Annotated in this window: 15 protein-coding genes; 4 read left to right on the top strand and 11 right to left on the bottom strand. The window is 40.0% G+C overall.

Annotated features, from left to right (window positions below; translation table 11 throughout):
* Window positions 1–54: 54 nt before the first annotated feature.
* Complete coding sequence (locus tag A4S05_RS28200; protein ID WP_069073093.1) at window positions 55–1,938, top strand: CheR family methyltransferase; 1,884 nt, start codon at window positions 55–57, stop codon at window positions 1,936–1,938.
* A 155-nt stretch (window positions 1,939–2,093) separates the two neighbouring features.
* Here the strand turns inward: A4S05_RS28200 and A4S05_RS28195 are convergent, their stop codons facing one another.
* The 4 genes from A4S05_RS28195 to A4S05_RS28180 all read right to left on the bottom strand — a co-directional run bounded on the left by A4S05_RS28195 (window position 2,094) and on the right by A4S05_RS28180 (window position 7,540).
* Window positions 2,094–3,692, bottom strand: a complete 1,599-nt coding sequence (locus tag A4S05_RS28195; protein ID WP_069073092.1) for a B12-binding domain-containing radical SAM protein — start codon at window positions 3,690–3,692, stop codon at window positions 2,094–2,096.
* Window positions 3,693–3,980: 288 nt separating this feature from the next.
* Window positions 3,981–4,937 (bottom strand): NAD-dependent epimerase/dehydratase family protein, encoded by a 957-nt coding sequence (locus A4S05_RS28190; protein ID WP_069073091.1) that lies wholly within the window; start codon window positions 4,935–4,937, stop codon window positions 3,981–3,983.
* A 189-nt stretch (window positions 4,938–5,126) separates the two neighbouring features.
* Window positions 5,127–6,188, bottom strand: coding sequence for a uroporphyrinogen decarboxylase (hemE, locus tag A4S05_RS28185; RefSeq protein WP_069073090.1), 1,062 nt, complete (start codon window positions 6,186–6,188; stop codon window positions 5,127–5,129).
* Between the two features lie 665 nt (window positions 6,189–6,853).
* Window positions 6,854–7,540, bottom strand: coding sequence for an Npun_F0296 family exosortase-dependent surface protein (locus A4S05_RS28180; protein WP_069073089.1), 687 nt, complete (start codon window positions 7,538–7,540; stop codon window positions 6,854–6,856).
* 647 nt (window positions 7,541–8,187) lie between these two features.
* Here A4S05_RS28180 and A4S05_RS28175 point away from each other — a divergent pair.
* Window positions 8,188–8,925, top strand: a complete 738-nt coding sequence (locus A4S05_RS28175) for a hypothetical protein (protein WP_069073088.1) — start codon at window positions 8,188–8,190, stop codon at window positions 8,923–8,925.
* A gap of 183 nt (window positions 8,926–9,108) precedes the next feature.
* Here the strand turns inward: A4S05_RS28175 and A4S05_RS28170 are convergent, their stop codons facing one another.
* The 4 genes from A4S05_RS28170 to A4S05_RS28155 form a co-directional block, all read right to left on the bottom strand.
* Window positions 9,109–10,428, bottom strand: coding sequence for an ABC transporter substrate-binding protein (locus A4S05_RS28170; RefSeq protein WP_069073087.1), 1,320 nt, complete (start codon window positions 10,426–10,428; stop codon window positions 9,109–9,111).
* Window positions 10,429–10,446: 18 nt separating this feature from the next.
* A complete protein-coding gene (locus tag A4S05_RS28165) occupies window positions 10,447–11,100 on the bottom strand; it encodes a glycosyltransferase family 2 protein (protein ID WP_069073086.1) in 654 nt (217 codons plus the stop codon).
* A 112-nt stretch (window positions 11,101–11,212) separates the two neighbouring features.
* Window positions 11,213–12,181, bottom strand: a complete 969-nt coding sequence (locus A4S05_RS28160) for a glycosyltransferase (RefSeq protein ID WP_069073085.1) — start codon at window positions 12,179–12,181, stop codon at window positions 11,213–11,215.
* Between the two features lie 32 nt (window positions 12,182–12,213).
* Complete coding sequence (locus A4S05_RS28155; RefSeq protein WP_069073084.1) at window positions 12,214–13,320, bottom strand: class I SAM-dependent methyltransferase; 1,107 nt, start codon at window positions 13,318–13,320, stop codon at window positions 12,214–12,216.
* A 393-nt stretch (window positions 13,321–13,713) separates the two neighbouring features.
* Here A4S05_RS28155 and A4S05_RS28150 point away from each other — a divergent pair, with 393 nt between their 5' ends.
* Complete coding sequence (locus tag A4S05_RS28150) at window positions 13,714–14,493, top strand: class I SAM-dependent methyltransferase (protein ID WP_069073083.1); 780 nt, start codon at window positions 13,714–13,716, stop codon at window positions 14,491–14,493.
* A 103-nt stretch (window positions 14,494–14,596) separates the two neighbouring features.
* On the opposite strand, the gene A4S05_RS28145 is transcribed toward A4S05_RS28150, so the two are convergent.
* The gene (locus tag A4S05_RS28145) at window positions 14,597–15,508 is read right to left on the bottom strand and encodes a S66 peptidase family protein (RefSeq protein ID WP_069073082.1); all 912 of its coding nucleotides are present in this window, start codon (window positions 15,506–15,508) and stop codon (window positions 14,597–14,599) included.
* A 30-nt stretch (window positions 15,509–15,538) separates the two neighbouring features.
* Window positions 15,539–17,008: a D-alanyl-D-alanine carboxypeptidase/D-alanyl-D-alanine endopeptidase gene (gene dacB / locus A4S05_RS28140; protein ID WP_256091214.1), complete on the bottom strand. Its 1,470-nt coding sequence runs from the start codon at window positions 17,006–17,008 to the stop codon at window positions 15,539–15,541.
* Window positions 17,009–17,221: 213 nt separating this feature from the next.
* Between dacB and A4S05_RS28135 the strand changes: the two genes are divergently transcribed.
* Window positions 17,222–17,821: a hypothetical protein gene (locus A4S05_RS28135; RefSeq protein ID WP_069073095.1), complete on the top strand. Its 600-nt coding sequence runs from the start codon at window positions 17,222–17,224 to the stop codon at window positions 17,819–17,821.
* Between the two features lie 270 nt (window positions 17,822–18,091).
* Here the strand turns inward: A4S05_RS28135 and A4S05_RS28130 are convergent, their stop codons facing one another.
* Entirely contained in the window at window positions 18,092–18,517 is a 426-nt protein-coding gene (locus A4S05_RS28130; RefSeq protein WP_069073094.1) for a tellurite resistance TerB family protein, read from the bottom strand.
* Between the last annotated feature and the right edge of the window lie 8 nt (window positions 18,518–18,525).

Here is an 18,525-nt window from a genome sequence, read left to right as displayed (position 1 = left end):
ACCCCTACCCTTGAAAGCCCTTCTCCCTGCCCTCTACCCCCTGCCTCCTACCTTATGACTTCCGCAGAAAGAGATCCTAAATTTGAAAATCTGCTGATTTATCTCAGACAAAGCCGGGGATTTGATTTTACTGGCTATAAACGCTCGACTTTGATCCGTCGGGTATGCAAGCGAATGCAGTCATTAACCATAGAAAACTTTGAAGAATATCAAGACTATCTAGAAGTTTATCCAGATGAATTCAATTATCTTTTCAACACTATTCTAATAAACGTCACTGCTTTTTTTCGAGATTCGTCAGCTTGGGAATATATAGCAGAGCAAATATTGCCCAAACTGATTAAAAATAAAAAAACTTCTGACCAAATCCGCATCTGGAGCGCTGGTTGTGCTTCTGGGGAAGAAGCTTATACCTTGGCAATGTTGATGGCTGAAATATTGGGAGCAGAGGAATTTCGCCAACGAGTGAAAATCTACGCCACAGATGTAGATGAAGATGCTCTCAACCAGGCTAGGCAAGCTGTGTATTCAGCAAAAGATGTCCAAACGATACCAGATGAACTGCGGCAAAAATACTTTGAGATTGCCGGGAACCGCTATGTCTTTCGCCAAGACTTGCGCCGCTCAGTGATTTTTGGTCGCCATGATCTGCTTCAAGATGCCCCCATTTCTCGCTTAGATTTACTGGTTAGCCGTAATACATTAATGTATTTTAATTCTGAGACTCAAGGGCGAATTTTGGCCCGGTTTCATTTTGCACTTAATGATAATGGCTATCTGTTTTTGGGTAAAGCAGAGATGCTGCTGATGCATTCTGCTTTATTTACCCCACTAGACTTGAAAAACCGGATATTTACTAAGGTATCAGCGGTGAATCTACGCGATCGCCTCCTAGTCATGGCAAATTCAGTAGATGAAGAATCTAGCAGCCGTTTGTCTCGAAACCTCCGGCTGCGAGAGATGGGTTTTGACACAGCACCGATCGCCCAAGTCATCATTGATATCAATGGCACTCTAGTAATGGTGAACGAGCAGGCGCGGGTTTTGTTCGCCCTTTCCCCCAAAGATTTAGCTCGTCCCTTCCAGGATCTAGAACTTTCCTATCGGCCAGTTGAATTGCGATCGCTAATTGAACGGGCTTATACTGAACGCCGCCCTGTCAGTCTGACAAATGTCGAGCGCTATTTGTCTAATACAGAAACCCAATATCTGGATGTGCGAATTACGCCTTTGCAAGAAACAGACAACAGTTTTTTAGGAGTCAGCATTTCCTTTCATGATGTCACGCGTTACATTCAACTCCAAGATGCCCTGCAACGTTCGCAACAAGAATTAGAAACTACCAATGAAGAACTCCAATCTACCAATGAAGAATTAGAAACTACTAACGAAGAACTCCAATCTACCAATGAAGAATTAGAAACTACCAACGAAGAACTCCAATCTACCAATGAAGAATTGGAGACAATGAATGAAGAACTCCAATCTACTAATGAAGAATTACAGACAATTAATAATGAACTGAGCGAACGCACCACAGAACTCAATCGCACAAACATTTTCCTCATCTCTATTCTCAGAAGTCTCCAAACGGGAATAGTGGTAATTGACAGCAGCTTTAACATCTCTATTTGGAATTACATGGTAGAAGATTTATGGGGCTTACGGAATGATGAAGTTATCGGAAAGTCTATTTTCAGCTTAGATATTGGGCTACCTGTCGAGCAGTTGCGATCGCCCATCCGCGACTCCTTATCCGGGAAAAAGCAGTTTCAAGAAATGATCCTCGATGCTACCAATCGCCGGGGTAGACAAATCAAATGCTATCTGGCAATCACTCCGCTACTTGGCATGGAAATGCAAGGAGCAGTTTTGATGATGGCAGATGTAGAGAGAGTCAGCAGTATGATTTCTAGTCAAGAAATGGAAGAACGGTGACAGCAGGATTAATTCTTATATAGGACTCAATACTGCTTGGGTAAAGCATTTTGAACTCGGAATTGGGTTTTGGGTAAAGGTTAAAGGGTAAAGGTTAAAGGTTTTTTCTTTCCCCTTACCCCAAACCCAATTCCCCAAAACCATTATCCATTACCTTAACTTACTACTGCTTCAGCTTTTTCCTCAGCTTTCTCATTCACTAGCACATAAGGCTTTTCTACACCTTGTGCTAAATACTCAGCTAGCTGACTTTCAATTTGATCGCGGACAATTTGGCGATACTCTAGAAAATGCTCGTTGTGGGCACAAGCAGCGAGGTAATGCTCAAAAACTCCAGGATTCCGCTTGAGAATGCTAAACAAATGATGCCAGAATTTCCAGCGGGTTTCTCGTTTGATTCCTTGTCGCCAAATCACAATTAGCAACGCTTTTACAACTATCCACTCTGGCATTTTCGCTGGCGCTTTCCAACTTGGCAAACCCATCATCAAGAAACAGCGATAGGTACGATCCAAGTATTGTACTGGGTCGTATAAAGTACAAAATGCCTCAATATATTCTCGTGCAAGTTCTTCCAGGGGACGGGTGGGCAGGAAGTTCATCAATGTTGTTTGGTTGATGTTGCCATCTTGATTTTCCCGTAATCGTCCTTCTTTTTTTAGGCGATGCCAAAGCGCAGTGTTAGGTAACGCTTGCAACATGGCAAAGGTAGTTGAAGGAATTGCTGCTTGTTCTGCAAAGCGGACAATGCGATCGCCTGCGCCTGTTTTTTCGCCATCAAAGCCGATAATGAACCCAGCCATTGGGCGCAATCCCGCTTTGATGATGGTTTGCACTGCCTCAGTTAGAGAACTGCGAGTATTTTGAAACTTCTTGGTCATTTGCAAACTATCTTCATCCGGCGTTTCGATTCCCAAAAACACCGCCGCGAAACCACACTCAACCATCAACTCCAACATTTCTGAGTCTTGTGCCAAGTCAATTGAAGCTTCAGTATCAAATCGGAAAGGATACTTGTGTTCTGCCATCCAGACTTTTAACTCTTTCAGCAACAATTTCACATTCCGCTTGTTGCCAATGAAGTTGTCATCCACCATGAACACACCCCGCCGCCAACCCAATTTGTAGAGGCAATCTAACTCTGCTAACAATTGTGCTGGGGTTTTGGTGCGTGGTTTGCGCCCGTAAAGAACAATAATGTCGCAAAATTCGCACTGGAAGGGACACCCACGCGAAAACTGCACCGACATCATGTCATAAGCATCCAATTCTAATAAATCAAAGCGGGGTATTGGTGTGCTTGTGACATCAGGTTTTTCTGTGGCGCGGAAAGTCCCAGACGTGTCTCCCCTTTTGATTGCCTCAATAAACATGGGTAGCGTGATTTCCCCTTCATCCAGAATCAGAAAATCTGCGCCAACATTTTCAACTTCATGAGGTACAGAGGTTGGGTATGGGCCACCCACTGCGACTAGCTTGCCACGTTTTTTTGCTTCCTGAATTTGGTCAAGTAAATCTTGTTTCTGGACAATCATCGCGGAGAGAATTACTACATCTGCCCATGCCCATTCTGCTTCTGTTGCTGGGCGGATGTTGCGATCGACCAGCTTAAATTCCCATTCTTGGGGCAGAATCGCTGCCACTGTTACTAAACCTAGAGGTGGTAATAAAACCTTGCGATCGACTAACTCCAAGATTTTTTCATAAGACCAAAAGGTTTTGGGAAATATTGGATACATTAATAAGATTCGCATGTAGTATCAATCCTCACACTTTGATTGTTATCCCACTCTAACGAAAATAAAGAGTTATTGACTTTTTATTAAAGTTGTTCTACTTTATTAGTTCGGTTAAGAATGATAAATTTTATACATATTAACCTCAATATTCACTCATTTTATCTACTAACCCCAAAGCTAGGAATAGTANNACTCCTGCCTCCTGCCTCCTACCTCCTGCCTCCTGCCTTCTACCTCCTGCCTCCTGCCTCCTGCCTCCTGCTATAAAATGTGTTTGCCCTAACGTTAAAAATGTCAAATACCTTACTTCACACTTTCAACACCACTATTTTTTAAAACATCGCTCATGGTTGCACAATAATTTGGCAAGCCGAAACTATCGGGATTGATGGATTTTTCATAAGTAAAATGCCGATAGTTCATGCAAAACCGATCCCAAGCAGCCATCCGAATGCGGAACAGAATAATAATTAAATTAGCCAATGCTATAGATATGGGAATGCGAAAGTAAATCTTTTTTCCCAGATAAGCACAAACTTCTTTCACTGCTTGATTAGCAGTTAACTTTGCTTGACCTAAAACCAGCCGACGTGGTTGATCGTTTTCGGGAGGATGATCGATTAAATATTGCACGACGGTGGCAATATCTTGTGCGTGGATAAAGTGAAAACTACCATCTGCTTCTAAAAAGCGAATCACATTAATATATTTGGTAACTTCTGTAATACCAGATGTGACAGCAGAATAGGGTTTATTCGCATCACCGCCCAATACTACAGTGGGAAAAACTGTGGTAATTTTGGGTGCGATCGCTAATTTTTCTTTTTTCTCTAAGCACTCATATTTAGAACGGATGTAATCTGTCCCAATTTCTCCGGCTTCTTTTAATGGTTGATTATACCGATCTAAAACGCTAGCTGTGGAAAAATAAATCACCTGCTGGCAACGTTCTGGATCTAGTAGTTCGAGCAACTCTAAAGTCTTAACGACATTAATATCAAATGTCTCATCACCACCCCAAGCTGTGGCTGTGAGTACCGCCGTATCAATTGTGGATAGCAAATCGGCAAACTGGCGAATATTTTGCATATCACCTTGTAAAATATTGATACCTGAACGTGCCTTAGTATCAATTTGCAGTTTGCTTGGGTTCCTAACTAGTAGATACAGTTCGTGATCTGTTTCTTTAATTAAGGCTTCTGTTAAATAATGACCTACACAACCACTTGCACCAGTCACTAAAATTCGTTTCTGGCTCATAGAAAATTTTTCAAAATTTAGGAGTTACAACTAAAGAGTTAAGAATAAAGTTAAAAGTTCCGAATCAGGAGTTATTAATAAAGTTAGGAGTTGGAAGTGAGGAGTTAAGAATAAAAGATAACTTTGCACCTCGCAACTGATAACTTTATAGTTTATAACTCCTGACTCATAACTCATAACTCATAAATCCTAATTCTTAACTCCTGCAAGATTAAGTTCCTTAGCCGTTTCAAAGAAGAAAGCGACATTTTCTTCGGGAGTTTCTGGTAATACACCATGACCGAGATTGAGAATGTGACCCCAATTACCAGCTTTGCGAACGGTATCGAGAATGCGATCGCGGATAAACTGTTTAGAGCCGAATAGCACGCCTGGGTCAAGATTTCCTTGAACTTTCATTTGTTTACCCAATCTGGCTCGTGCGTCTGCCATATCCACTGCCCAGTCTACACTGACAATATCAGCGCCAGATTGTGCCATTCTTTCCAACACACCTGCACTACCACTAACTAGCAAAATCAAAGGTGTATCGGGATGGGTTTGCTTGACTTGCTGGAAAACTCGCTGCTGATAGGGGAGAGCAAAGGTGTCATAATCTTGAGGACTCAATTGACCCGCCCAAGAGTCGAACATTTGGATAACTTGAGCGCCAGAGTCAATTTGGTAGCGGGCATAGATCGCGATCGCATCTGCTAATTTAGCTAACAGTTGATGCAATATCGTCGGATCTGAAAATGCCATGTTTTTGATGATGGAATAGGTTTTAGAACCTTTTCCTTCTACTGCATAAGCTGCTAACGTCCACGGCGCACCCACAAAGCCCAACACTGTTGACTTATCGCCTACTTCAGAACGTAGCGCTTGCAAAATTGTCTTGATAAATGGTAGAGCTGCTTCTGGTTCTAAGGGATGCAGAAGATCAATTTGTTCTTGAGTGCGGAGGGGCGAGTGAATGATTGGCCCCTTACCTTCGGCGATATCCATGTCAATGCCCAAACCAGGTAAGGGGGTGACAATATCAGAAAATAAAATTACTCCATCTGGTTGGAAGGCTCTCCACGGTTGCAAGGAAACTTCAATTGCCACTTCTGGAATTTCCGAGCGATCGCGAAACGAAGGATACTTATCTCTTAAGTCCCGATATGCTTTCATATATCGTCCCGCTTGTCGCATCATCCATACAGGGGGACGATCTACTACTTCACCACGAGCAGCCCGTAAGAGATGAGGAGTCGTTGAATAAACACCCATTTATTATTTCATCCTACTTTATGCCACTGTTTAGCTTATCATTCTGGGATTACGTTTTTCCATTAGATTATCAGGAAAAAGTGAGTGACTCCGCGCAGTGGTTTGATTCGCTCTTTATCAATTTTGAGGAAGTTAGTAAATTAATAAAGCATTATTTGCAATCTTTCTTTACAAAGTGTCCCCAATTGCAGGGATATCAGCGGATACCGATAAACAGTAATTACCGCCAGAATTGAAACGGAAAAATTAAAGAGTTTACAAAAAAGCTGTGGTAAACTAAATTTTTTGGTACGGAACATTTAGATAACTAGTACAAAAGACAAAAGTAAAAATCAAAGAAATTTGTATAGCAAACTTTTTACCCATTCCAGATGGTCAGTTAATTTTTGCCATCATAACGTACTATATATAGCAATCCTAAATGGGTTATCAACAAAAATATCCCCGACTTCTCGAAGAAGTGGGGGATCTAAGCCTTTTAGTAGAGAGAAAATCAATTAAAGAAGAAGTCAGAATTCAGAATCAATGAGTGGGAGATTCAGACCCACCACTGATTGTTCGCGCTTGCGTCTCGTAGAGAAGACCACTCAATTTTCGATTTAGTGGGGGTATTAAACCATTTGATTCAGACGCGACTCGAAAATACTCGCTAACGCTGGAAAAATTTATCCTTTCACTGTCACTTTATGTCGTGAGCGTTTGAAGAGTGAAGTCATACCACAAGCACCTATTGCTAACACACCTAAGATCGCATTAGATTCGGGAACGCTCTGGGCTAGTCTATAGGCGTGATTATCTGTTTCAAAGGCAACACCATTTGAGCGCATCACAACCCGGTCAAAAGTTTCTCCTGTATCAGCTACAAGATTGATAAACATATTAGCTTGAGAGCTAGTCCAACTACCATTAGCTATAGCAGTTGGCACATCTGCACCACTAAAAGTTTTTAACTTCTGATCGCCTTTGTAAATGTCAACAAAGTTGTAATCATCTAATGAACCTGCATAAAAACCGAAGTAATTAACAGCTTCCTTGAAGTTAATATTGACAAAACCACTGTCGCCTGCAACATTACTACCTACTGGAGCAATTGTTAGAAATTTGGTGTTATCTCCATAAGGTGAGGCGTATTGACCAGATACGCTACCTTGAACAATGTTACTAGTAATATTAGAGTAAGTAACAAATCCATTAGGATCATTTGCTGTGCCATCGTCAAAGGTAACAGTTTTGGCATCAGTATAGCTAGAAAACGGGCCACTGTTGACTTGTAGAGTTACGGCACTAGCTGGATTTGCACTCATGATCACAGCAGTTGTTCCCAGTAGAGCCAAGGATAATTTTTGCAACATTATAGTTATAAACCTCAAAGAACACAAAGAGAATTAAGACTGAACTTTTCTTGAAACCTAGCCATAAAAACTTGGTTTCCTGACTCCAACAACCTAGAAGAAAATCGCAAAGATTATTAGGTCTTTAAATATGACTTTTGTTGGGTACAACAAGCTCGAAGATGTAAGTTTATCTTGATGCTTTGTAATCCTATTTTGATTTTTTTAACCCGTAAAAGATACGGTGTATATACTAAAATATCTTTAAAGATTAAGTGAAGTTCTGGTGCAATTTTAGTAAGCAGCACAAACGCATCTAAATTACTCTTGATTGCAACCAAGGTTAAGAAGCAACAAAAAAATCACTATTTCTCGTTTGGTTTAGTTTCCAAGACTCAAAGCGATGTCTACGACAGGCTACCCCTAAACCTTTAGCAAAAAGTATAAGTTAATGAGATTAATTTGGAATCTATTGAGAATAGACTGCTGTTATTGACATAAAATGTCCATCTTGGGGAGTGGGGAATGCAAAATAGGGACTGGCGAGTAAGAAATAGGGTAAAACAAGAATCAATATTTAATTGAGGATTGGGCATTGGGCATTAGTTATTCTCCCCCTGCTCCCCTATCTCCCTGATATCCCTATTCCCTCACTCCCCTAACTTCCTATGCAAACTGACTCTAACAGTCCCGATCGTATTGCATCTGCTAATAATGAGCCTAATCCAGGAAAGTTTTTGATTCCGCGATCGCAGCGACAGAGGTTCTTTATTCAGTTTACCTTAATGACCCTCATCGGATGGGTTGTGGGTGGCGTTGCCAGTATCGCCTTAGAGAAAATTATTCTCCAAAGCCTCTCACCTAGTGTTGCTATCCAACCACAAACCTGGAGCATTTTGGTCAGAAGTCTCAGTAACGTGGTATTTGCCGTGATTTTTGCTGCTGACCAGAGCCTTGTTCTTTACCAATATTTACCGGGTTTGCAGTGGTTATTTGCTACTACCGTCGGTTGGCTGATTGCCAACGGTGTTTCTACAGCCTGGATTAACTACATTTCAACCATTGCCTCATCATCACCTGAAGAAACGTTTATTTTTGGATTTTTGTCTGCGATCGCATATATAATTTCTGGAATTTGGCTAGGTATTTGCCAATGGCTGGTATTGAGGCGATATACAGCCGGCATTTGGTGGTGGAATTTTTTACCCTCAATCTCTTTTTTATTAATTACTATTTTGGTTTGGTTGCTTTTTGTTATGCAAAATTTGATTCCAGAAACCTACCGAACTCCCATATTATATTGGAGTGGACAAGGACTTACTGCTATAATTTTGGGAGCCATCCCAGCAATTGGTTTGTGTACATTGAAAAGAAATGTACATCGTAAAACCGAAGTTTCTGCATGACCAAATAATTCGTAATTTCTAATTAATTCTCTTTTCAGAGCAACAAACTTTAGTTTTAGAAAACAAAAACCCTACGAATTACGTTAGCGCCGCGGTAGCAAGTCCGCGTACTCTGTAAGAGTTGCAAGCTACGCTTTTAGCGTCTCGTAGAGAGCGTCATTACGAATTACGAATTACGAATTATTAATTACTGTCCCAAATAGTTTCTAAACGCTCTTGTGCTATTTTGAGCGCTTTTTCAGGAGACTCACCCAACAATGTCGCCTCAATAGCTCGACCAAGACTGTCAGAAAGACGACTATATCCAGCAATAATCGGTCGAGCGCCAGCCAGAGGAATTTGTTCCAGAAACACTTTTAACCAAGGTTTTTGATTGATGAATTGCTGATAAGCCTCACTTTGTGCAGCTTTGAGATTAACTGGTAAAAACCCGGTGCCTATACTCCATTCTTTTTGGAATTCTTCACTCAAAACATACGCTAAAAATTTGAGTGCGGCTTGTTCTCTGGCTGCTGTAGTCTTCATCACATATAGATTTCCGCCACCTGTCACTGTAGCTTGACCAACATTTCCAGGTATGGGAAATGCGTCGTAATCAACTGTAGATTTAGTGATATAAGTCCAAGGGCCTGTAATTTGCATAGCAACGCGACCCGCAATAAAAGCATCCTCTTCATAACCTCGTTCTGGAGAAGAAAGCATTGCTGAACCATCTTTTAATAGCTGTTGCCAGAATTGTAAGGCTTTCAGCGCTCCAGGGTTCGTTAAATCCGGCTGCTTATTTTTTAATACTTCTCCCCCAGCACTCAATAAAAAAGGAAACCAGCTAAAAACAGTCCATTCTTGCTTTCCTAAAGGCAGTACAATTCCGTATTGTTCCGGTCGATTGTCGCCATTGCGGTCTATCGTTAATTTTTTGGCAACTTCCCTCAATTCTTCCCAAGTCTTAGGTGTTTGCGTAATTCCCGCAGCTTCAAAAAGTTTAGGTCTGTAAAAAATGCCTATATTGCTGGTGTATAACGGGGCTGACCAAAGATGACCATCTAATTTCAATTCTTCAAGTAAGTTAGGGCTGATTTCTGACTTTATGGGCAATTTTTCCAACCAATCTTCTAAAGGTATAATTGCCCTTAAATCTGCCAACTGACCTGTAATTTGCGGATAAAATGCCAGGATATCTGGAGGTGCATTACCCACAACTGCTGTTAATATTTTTGGCAATTGGGGTTGAGCTAAAAAGACAGATTCTACCTTGATATCAGGATGAGTCTGATTAAATTTGTCTACTAATTTTTCAAACACATCTCGATTAGCAGGGGGATTGATAGCTTGCCATAGGGTTAAATGAATTACTCCATCATCTTTCTGTCCTATTCCCTGACAACCAGATAAAAATATAAGAAACGAACTTAGGACAACCCCTAGAAGTAACATCTGCCAAATAGAAGTAATAACCCGGCGAAAATAATGGCTTATTTGGGATAGAAAAAGGATAATTTTCATGCCAGGTAGTTAATTAAATTAAGAAATATTCTCTAAAACACTTTTAGTAATGCTAGTTTCTGCTCTTGTGTAAATATAGGTTTCAGGTTCGGTTATTTTTTCGGTTCTAAATATTTTTGCAGCCCGATACCAAAAGTCTGTATCCTCTCCATAAGCAATATGATTAAACCCTTTCACCTCAAAAAATACCTGTCTCTTCCCAAAAAATGTTGGGCCTAAAACACATTCTCGGAGATTAATTTTTTCACCGGGTTGAAAATAATCTGCAACCAAAATCTCTTCTTCAGTTGCAAATCCACCTTCAATCAAATCAATTTCTGGATTAGCTTTCATATATTCAATTCGCGCATCCAGATGATTGACTTTATAAGCATCATCACTATCCAGAAATGTTATGTATTTGCCGAAAGATGCTTGAATACCAGCATTTTTAGCATACCATAGCTTCCTATTTTGATGTTTCAAATACCGGATATTTTGAAATTGTTGAAGATAAGGATTGACAATTTCAAAAGTATTATCTTGGCTGCCATCATCAACTATAATCAGTTCCCAATCTTTAAAAGTTTGAGCAATAACACTATCAATGCAATTGTTTAGATATTTTGCCCGATTGTAGGTACAGAGGATAATTGATACTTCGCAATTGAAATCAAAAACTACAGTTTCCATTGTTAAATCATGATCGTATTGTTCACACAAAAATCCCACTAACAAAAGAGAGATTTTTAATTATTGAGGAGTAAAGTATTAAGCTGTGTTTAACATAATAAAGTTATTAACATTAGCTGTGTAAGTTTATAAATTCATGCATGATATCATTATAGTTATAAATTATCCGGCTATAATCAAAGTTTTCTCGGACATATTCTAAAATTTCTTGGCGATAATATTGGTTTTTATCAATCATCTCGCTAATTGTATCGGTAACAATTTTTTGAGCTTCTGGTGTGGTATCAGTTAAGATATTATCTGGCAAAATTTTAATGAATTCTTTGTGATGTAAATTGGCGCTAGCAGATTCGGAAACAACGATACATAAACCTGCTGCCATTGCTTCTAATACTACGAGTGGTGCAACTTCTCCTTCACTAATTAAAACTAAACAGCTATAATTTGTGAGCCGAGAATAAACTTGTTCTAAACTCCATACACCTAAATGTTTTGTCGTTGTTCCTTCAACAAAATCAGGATCATCTAAAGGGCCAACAAAATCTATTCCAATCTTTCCATCTATGATTTTTGCCAATAATTTCTGCTGCTTTCTTGGTTGAATCCAACCTAAACAAATAGCTTTATTATTCCCTTTATCTTGAAAATTTACTTTCTGAGTATCAATACCGTTTACTTGCACTGATATGTATCCAGAGTAGCCTGCTTTCAGTAAACAATCTTTTGTTAAGTGAGAAAGGGCAATTATCCCAGGTGCATTGAAATAATGTTGATATGCTTCTCTAAATTCTTGATTCCATTTATCTGTTTTAAACAAATAACCATCATGGCAGGTAAAACAATACTTCTGTTTAAGGTTCTGATTAAATTCGCTCACAAAACTGTAGGCGTGCAAATGCACAAAATCATAATTATTATTATTAATATATTCTATGACTTCGTTAACATCTTTCTCGTTTAAGATATCGGCTTGATGTCCAATTTTCTCTAAAAAATTTTTGTATTCATTTATCACAGTTAAAACAGAATGTGATAGGGGAGGTTTAGGGACATAACCCCAAGCAACAAGAGCAATTTTCATAAATAATTGAATTTTTCCTCACACTTTTAAATTTACTTTTCAGCCCAAATACAAGTTGCGACTGGATAATCTGGATGATAAGCGTCTAGTTCTTCAGATGTTAGTTCTTCTACGGCTATTCCGTGATAACTAGCGATTACAGTGGTAGGATTGCCATAGACATACAACTTTTGTTGTGAGAAGTTTCTAAACATCCAGGCGAAAGCATCAGGTAAAGGACGCCAATAATCAACGGGAGTAGCATGAACTCTAATCGCACTTGGTACCATTGCAAAACATTTACCACCAGGTTTTAGCCAAGTGTAAATGTTTTCCACTACTACCCAGGGAGCATAACAGTGTTCTAAGACGTTAAAAATTATGACTGAATCAAGCGATTCTGGTTTGATAACGGATACATCGTGAGCATCCCCAACTATATCTACTCCTGGGCCGGCTTCTAAGTTGAGAATCTGATATGATGCGCCTGGATTAATTTTATAAAAATCTTTATCTTTTGGTGTTCCTCCTATTTCCAGGATATTACCTCCGATTTGGGTTTGAATTTCTTCAATAAATTTGCTGAGATAGTATCTATCGACGGGTTTTCCTCTTGTCAATCCAAAAGCCTGACAAATGGGAACTGCTTTTTTCAAGTCACCCCAATCTATTGAACCTGTCGCAGGAGATAGGAAACCAAGATTTTCTAGATGTTCTACTAATTTCCGAAAGTCTTCTATATTTTCAATAGATTCTAGGTCATCTTCTAATTTATATTGAGAAAATAATTGTGGCAGGACTTGGTAAGTTTCTCTACTTAATGAACCAAGTTCAAATTGCATTTCCTTTTCGATAAAACTCCGAAAGCCTTTACCAAAAATTGTCAGGCTGCCATCTGCTAAAAAAACGATCGCATCTTGAAGAAGTTTTTCATATTCTTCTAATTCCTGAATAACCTTGTCTGCTATGGAAGCGTATTTAACTTTTTGAAATATTTGGTAAGCATTCTCTAGTGAATGTTCGTGAACGAATATTTCTAGGATTGTCAGCCACGATTTTGATGTAACAATTTCTGCTGTTCGCTGACTCCAAGCAAAAATTGCATATAACTGTGAATCTTCAATTTTTAAGAATACGTTAGGTACATATTGTTTGGGCATACAAGTAAATCACTCAAAAAATTTTAATAAGGAGGATGACTTAGGCATTATAAGCTATTTTGGAATCTATCTATACTGACAGTTCATAGATTATGCAAAGAAGATTTTCTCCTTTTCTATAGTAAATCTAATACAGCTTGGCGGGATGATTCACATTTAGTAAAAACCCTGTGTAGCTTTCCGCCATAGGCATCGCCTTACTTTCTCCCATGTCTAGATGTCTCTAATTACCGCAGTGCAGCATTAGGAGCGATTACCTTTTGCTGGGATTGGACTTGATCTCAGTATTAACTATTGAACCATAGTGTGTTACTGTTAATGCTGCAATTACGTAATTTAATTGGTAAAGCTAACAAAACTAGTACATAATGAATCTTTGGAGAAAAAGAAATAATGACAAAAACTAATGAAGTTGTTCCAAATATCTCATTGTCTAGTTGGGACTATATTTCACCAGGATTTGAGATAGTTCATCCTGATTCATCTTTCCCCAATATGATTATTGGAGACCTAAATAATTGCTATTGGTCTTATTTACGTCGAGAGATTCCCCATAACTGGTATGTGGATAAAGATGAGCCATTTATAGGGTTCCTGAATCGAGATGAGACGCATATTTTATATAATACAGCACTCAAATTTGCTGGGAAAAAAGCTTTAGAAATTGGTTGTTTGCGGGGTTGGTCTGCGTGTCATCTGGCATTAGGTGGAGTGGAATTAGATGTAATTGATCCTGCTTTAGCCAGAGAAGATGTTTATGAAAGTGTAAGTACTTCCCTACGACTTGCTGATGTTATCGACTCAGTTAATTTAGTAGCCGGTTATAGTCCACAAAAGGTAGAGGAGTTAGCTAAACAATTACAACGCAAGTGGTCATTGATTTTCATTGATGGCGATCATGAAGCACAGGCTCCGCTCAATGATACGATTGTTTGTGAACCATTGGCAGAGGACGATGCTTTAATTTTGTTCCATGATTTAACTTCCCCTGATGTAGCACAAGGTTTAGACTACTTAAAGGAAAAAGGTTGGAACACAATCATTTACCAAACTATGCAAATTATGGGCGCTGCTTGGCGTGGGAATGTTGAACCAGTAAAACATCAACCAGATCCGAAAGTTAATTGGAATTTACCAAAGCATTTAGAAGGTTATTCTGTGAGTGGGTTATGACTGTTTAACTAGTAGTCTGTCAAATTCATTTTGACGGTTAGAGAGACGCGATAAACGGTTAGAGAGACGCGATAAATCGCCGTCTCTACAAGGAATTTATCCATCAATTATTTAATAATGGGGATGCGATCGCTAATATTCCCGCATCCCCATCTAAAGTTACCTCTACACCCACTGGTAATGCTGCGTTGGGACTATCGTGGCCAAAAGGCAAATCAGAAACAATCGGAATACCCAAATCACCCAAGCGATCGCGCAATACTTCTTCTACACTAAAACTAGGCACTGTTGGCGGCGCTTCACAGCGAGTAAAACCACCCAAAGCAATACCGCAGACTTTAGACAAAGCACCACTCAAACGCCACTGCGTCAGCATCCTGTCGATGCGATAAGGTGCTTCTGTAACATCCTCCAACGCCAGAATTACACCATCCAGATGTGGCAAGATTGGTGTACCTAAAAGGTGAGTAGCCACGGTGAGATTACCTGGTAATAAAGTACCATTAACCACACCACCACCCCAACCGCAACCTTTAAGAGGGGTGAAAGAACCACCTTCTACCCAATCTAATAATCGCTGAATTGACCAATCTGGCTCATCTACCAAGGTCGTCAGCACTGGGCCGTGAACGCCTGAAATTCCTGCTGTATAAAGGCTCCATAATAAAGCTGTGATATCGGAAAAGCCTATGAGCCACTTGGGAAGCGCTGAGTTTGGCCAATTCCAATCTTCTAAGATACGGGTGCTGCCAAAACCGCCTCTGGCACAGAGAATACCCCGACAATCAGGATCTTGCCATGCTGCCGCTAATTGTTGACGGCGGGTTTCATCTGTTCCGGCTAGATAACCCCATTTATCATCTATCTGGGGACTGATTTCTAGTTTATAGCCGCGCGATCGCCAAATTTCTATACTCCGTTCAAATGCCTCAAATTCTCGCAAAGCACCACTAGGGGCAATTACTCGCAGTAAGTCTCCAGGTTTCAGGGGCGGTGGTAAGATTTTGGCTGGCATGAAAAAAGTTAGGAGTGGTAAAGCATAATACTAACAACGTTGCAACTGCGTTAACAACACAACAACTTCATCAATTGCCTGTCGCACAACACTTGCAGGTTGCTCTGATTGATTCACGATAATACTAAAAACTAACGGTTCATACTTCGGCGCATTCATATATCCAGATAGAGAAATTGCACCCGTTAACGTACCTGTTTTTGCTTGCACAATGCCCTCAGCAGATGTACCTTGAAAGCGGCCCTTCAGAGTTCCACTTTTACCCGCCACTGGTAAAGAGGCGCGATATAAATATGCTGTTGGTGTTCTTGCTATTGCCCTTAAAGTTTGTACAAAAGCTTCTGGTGTCACTAAGTTACGACGTGATAAACCTGAACCATCCACTAAAATGTAATTTGCTGGATCAACTCCCAATTGAGTTAAACTCGCTTTGACAACTTCTAAACCTACATCAGCGCTAGTTTGATTTTTCACTCTGAGTTTTTTCACAGCTAATGCTCTCAGCAGTGCTTCAGCATAAAGATTATTACTATTTAGATTTGTCTCTGCTAATAACTCAGCTAAAGGTGGCGACTCTACAAATGCTATTTCTTCTTGATTAACACCACCATTTAGTAATAATGTTTGTCCCAAGGTAATTTTTTCTGCTGCCAAAGCAGTGCGGAAGCGCCGTAAGAAATAATAATTAGGATCAACTACAGGTAAATCTATTAAAGACGGTTCTGAATTTGTTGTCAGTTGTCCTTGAATTCGTAATACTGTCCCAGATAACTCGCGGGTAACATTGATGTAGCTTGGTTGATTTTGGGCAACGGTTACTGACTGATTCATTATCCGCCACTGTCTCGCTTCGCCAGCATCAGTCCATACGACTTGTAAAGATTTACCTACAGCCTGTGGTATAAGTTTTAAGCTAAAAATATTTTGATTCAGAATAAAGCTGTTGACTGGTGCGCCATAGTCTGACTGCACATCTTCCCATTGCCAGGTGGGATTAACAATATCCCCTTGAATATAACTATCATCAGCTATCAATTGCTGAATTTGAGTAATACCTTTCTGTTTTAGCTGCTGTGCCAATTTTTGCAGTTCAGCATCAGTTAAGCTGGGATCTCCCCTACCGACAACACGTAAAACACCATTGCCATTCTGATAAATTGAAGTGCGAATCCGAAAATTAGCACCCAATTGCTGCAATGCTGCTGCTGTTGTCAGCAATTTGAGGTTAGACGCGGGAGTAAAATATTTCTGAGCATCTCGACTGTAAAGAGTTTGTCCAGTTGACAGGGGTTGTACCAAAATTCCCCAGCGCACCCGACTAAATAAGGGGCGATTGATTACAGCATCTATAGCTGTTCCCAGTTGGGTAGAGCAAATTGATTTTGTGGTAATTCTTGGTGCAACTGGAGTTTGTGCTTTCGCAATAGAACTAAATCCTATCTGGCTAGTCAAAAATATTAATAAAACACCCAGTGGTTGATTTAAAGTCTTTAGTCTCACCAATTTTCCTTATCCCAAAGATAGATATTTTGACTTTGCCAAAGACTTCTTTCCGGAGAGAGAAGTCTTTGATCAGTAAAGTTACTTAACTAGTATAGGGAAGATGTTCACATGTTTCATACGTGGGCGATCGCACAAACATAATTTATGGGACTACAAAATAGAAACCTAAATCAACCTGCATATACAGAAATACGAAATCGAGGCAACGGTGTGAGTACATTTTTATCTGGTGTAGCTGTATTACTCTCTACTTTGGCTTTAGGATGTAGCGGCTATGTAGCTTATGAAGTTTTTACGTTGCGGCAGACACTAAATGCTACCAATACAGCCAGCAACACCATTCCTACTCAAGTGCCAAGTCCTACAGCTGCAACTTCTCCACAAGCAACAGTCTCACCATCCCCAGTCAGTGCTACAACTTCAGCAATTAGCCCTGGTCAATTTGTGCAGCCTGCTTTTGGCAAAAAGGCAGAAGTTGAGTTACTTTCAGCAAAACGAATTAAAGATCCAGAAACCGGAAACCGTGATGTGGTGAATGTGCAAATGCGAATTCGTCGCCTTGCCACAGACGGAGTTGTTGGTGGTGATATTATATCGGTTGCTAGTACAACAGCCCGCAATCCTGAGACTAGCGTAACTTACAAAGGAGTTGCTCTTAATCGCTCAACAGGAAGCGTTTCTTTGTTCCAAGTACGCCCACAAGCCTCCGCAGATGCTTATATCTGGCTAAGAGTTCCCGATGGTGTTAATAATTTGGACATTTTTGTGCCAGATACAGCTGCATTTAAAAATGTACCAATTTCAAATTAGTCCTCTATCGAACAATACGGTTCAGAAGACGCGATAAATCGAGACGCGGTAAATTCAGACGCGATAAATCGCGTCTCTACAATAAGGGTTTTGTTGCTCATTCTCAACTGTATTGCTCTATCGGATTAATTTTGATAATGTGCCAGATTCCCAACTTATTCATGAAGTCGGGAATCTGAACAACTTAACTCAAACAAAATTATTTCATCCTCTCAATTAGCAACCCCAAATTAATGATGGTAGATGAATGGGGTTGCAATTCAAAAAAGATTACTCCTCTTCCTCTCCGAACACTGCATCTATAAGTTCTTGTGCGCGTTCGTCTGAAATATTTAAGGCTTCTTGCAGTTCAGAGATATAATCTTGTTCAGCTTCGGGTACTTCTTCGTCAATCCCCACAACTAAGATAGCTGTGATGTATGCAGCTTCACGATAACCTCTATTTGGTAAGGATTCGATAGACTGAGCGATTAAATCTTCTGGTTCTTCTTCTTCAATCAAGCTGACGACTTTTTCAGTCAATTCTTCAAAGTCTTCTTCAGAGTAATCTTCAAATAATTCAACCCGACTCAGAAATTCACTTAAAGCATATTCTTCTGTGGAAGAAATACCTTCACCATCAGCCGCAGCCGAAAATAGTCCAAGGATTGCGATCGCAACTTCTGGTTCTAGAGCAACTGAACTAGGGCGTGTCATCAATTGAG

The organism is Nostoc sp. KVJ20 (genome assembly GCF_001712795.1).
In the GTDB taxonomy this organism is placed as follows: domain Bacteria; phylum Cyanobacteriota; class Cyanobacteriia; order Cyanobacteriales; family Nostocaceae; genus Nostoc.
This window is presented reverse-complemented; position numbering and strand designations above follow the sequence as displayed.

What these genes read in the sequence shown, in the direction of transcription:
- A4S05_RS28200 (WP_069073093.1), top strand. Translation starts at nt 55, where the DNA reads ATGACTTCCGCAGAAAGAGATCCTAAATTTGAAAATCTGCTGATTTAT.
- A4S05_RS28195 (WP_069073092.1), bottom strand. Translation starts at nt 3,692, where the DNA reads ATGCGAATCTTATTAATGTATCCAATATTTCCCAAAACCTTTTGGTCT.
- A4S05_RS28190 (WP_069073091.1), bottom strand. Translation starts at nt 4,937, where the DNA reads ATGAGCCAGAAACGAATTTTAGTGACTGGTGCAAGTGGTTGTGTAGGT.
- hemE (WP_069073090.1), bottom strand. Translation starts at nt 6,188, where the DNA reads ATGGGTGTTTATTCAACGACTCCTCATCTCTTACGGGCTGCTCGTGGT.
- A4S05_RS28180 (WP_069073089.1), bottom strand. Translation starts at nt 7,540, where the DNA reads ATGTTGCAAAAATTATCCTTGGCTCTACTGGGAACAACTGCTGTGATC.
- A4S05_RS28175 (WP_069073088.1), top strand. Translation starts at nt 8,188, where the DNA reads ATGCAAACTGACTCTAACAGTCCCGATCGTATTGCATCTGCTAATAAT.
- A4S05_RS28170 (WP_069073087.1), bottom strand. Translation starts at nt 10,428, where the DNA reads ATGAAAATTATCCTTTTTCTATCCCAAATAAGCCATTATTTTCGCCGG.
- A4S05_RS28165 (WP_069073086.1), bottom strand. Translation starts at nt 11,100, where the DNA reads ATGGAAACTGTAGTTTTTGATTTCAATTGCGAAGTATCAATTATCCTC.
- A4S05_RS28160 (WP_069073085.1), bottom strand. Translation starts at nt 12,181, where the DNA reads ATGAAAATTGCTCTTGTTGCTTGGGGTTATGTCCCTAAACCTCCCCTA.
- A4S05_RS28155 (WP_069073084.1), bottom strand. Translation starts at nt 13,320, where the DNA reads ATGCCCAAACAATATGTACCTAACGTATTCTTAAAAATTGAAGATTCA.
- A4S05_RS28150 (WP_069073083.1), top strand. Translation starts at nt 13,714, where the DNA reads ATGACAAAAACTAATGAAGTTGTTCCAAATATCTCATTGTCTAGTTGG.
- A4S05_RS28145 (WP_069073082.1), bottom strand. Translation starts at nt 15,508, where the DNA reads ATGCCAGCCAAAATCTTACCACCGCCCCTGAAACCTGGAGACTTACTG.
- A4S05_RS28130 (WP_069073094.1), bottom strand. Translation starts at nt 18,517, where the DNA reads ATGACACGCCCTAGTTCAGTTGCTCTAGAACCAGAAGTTGCGATCGCA.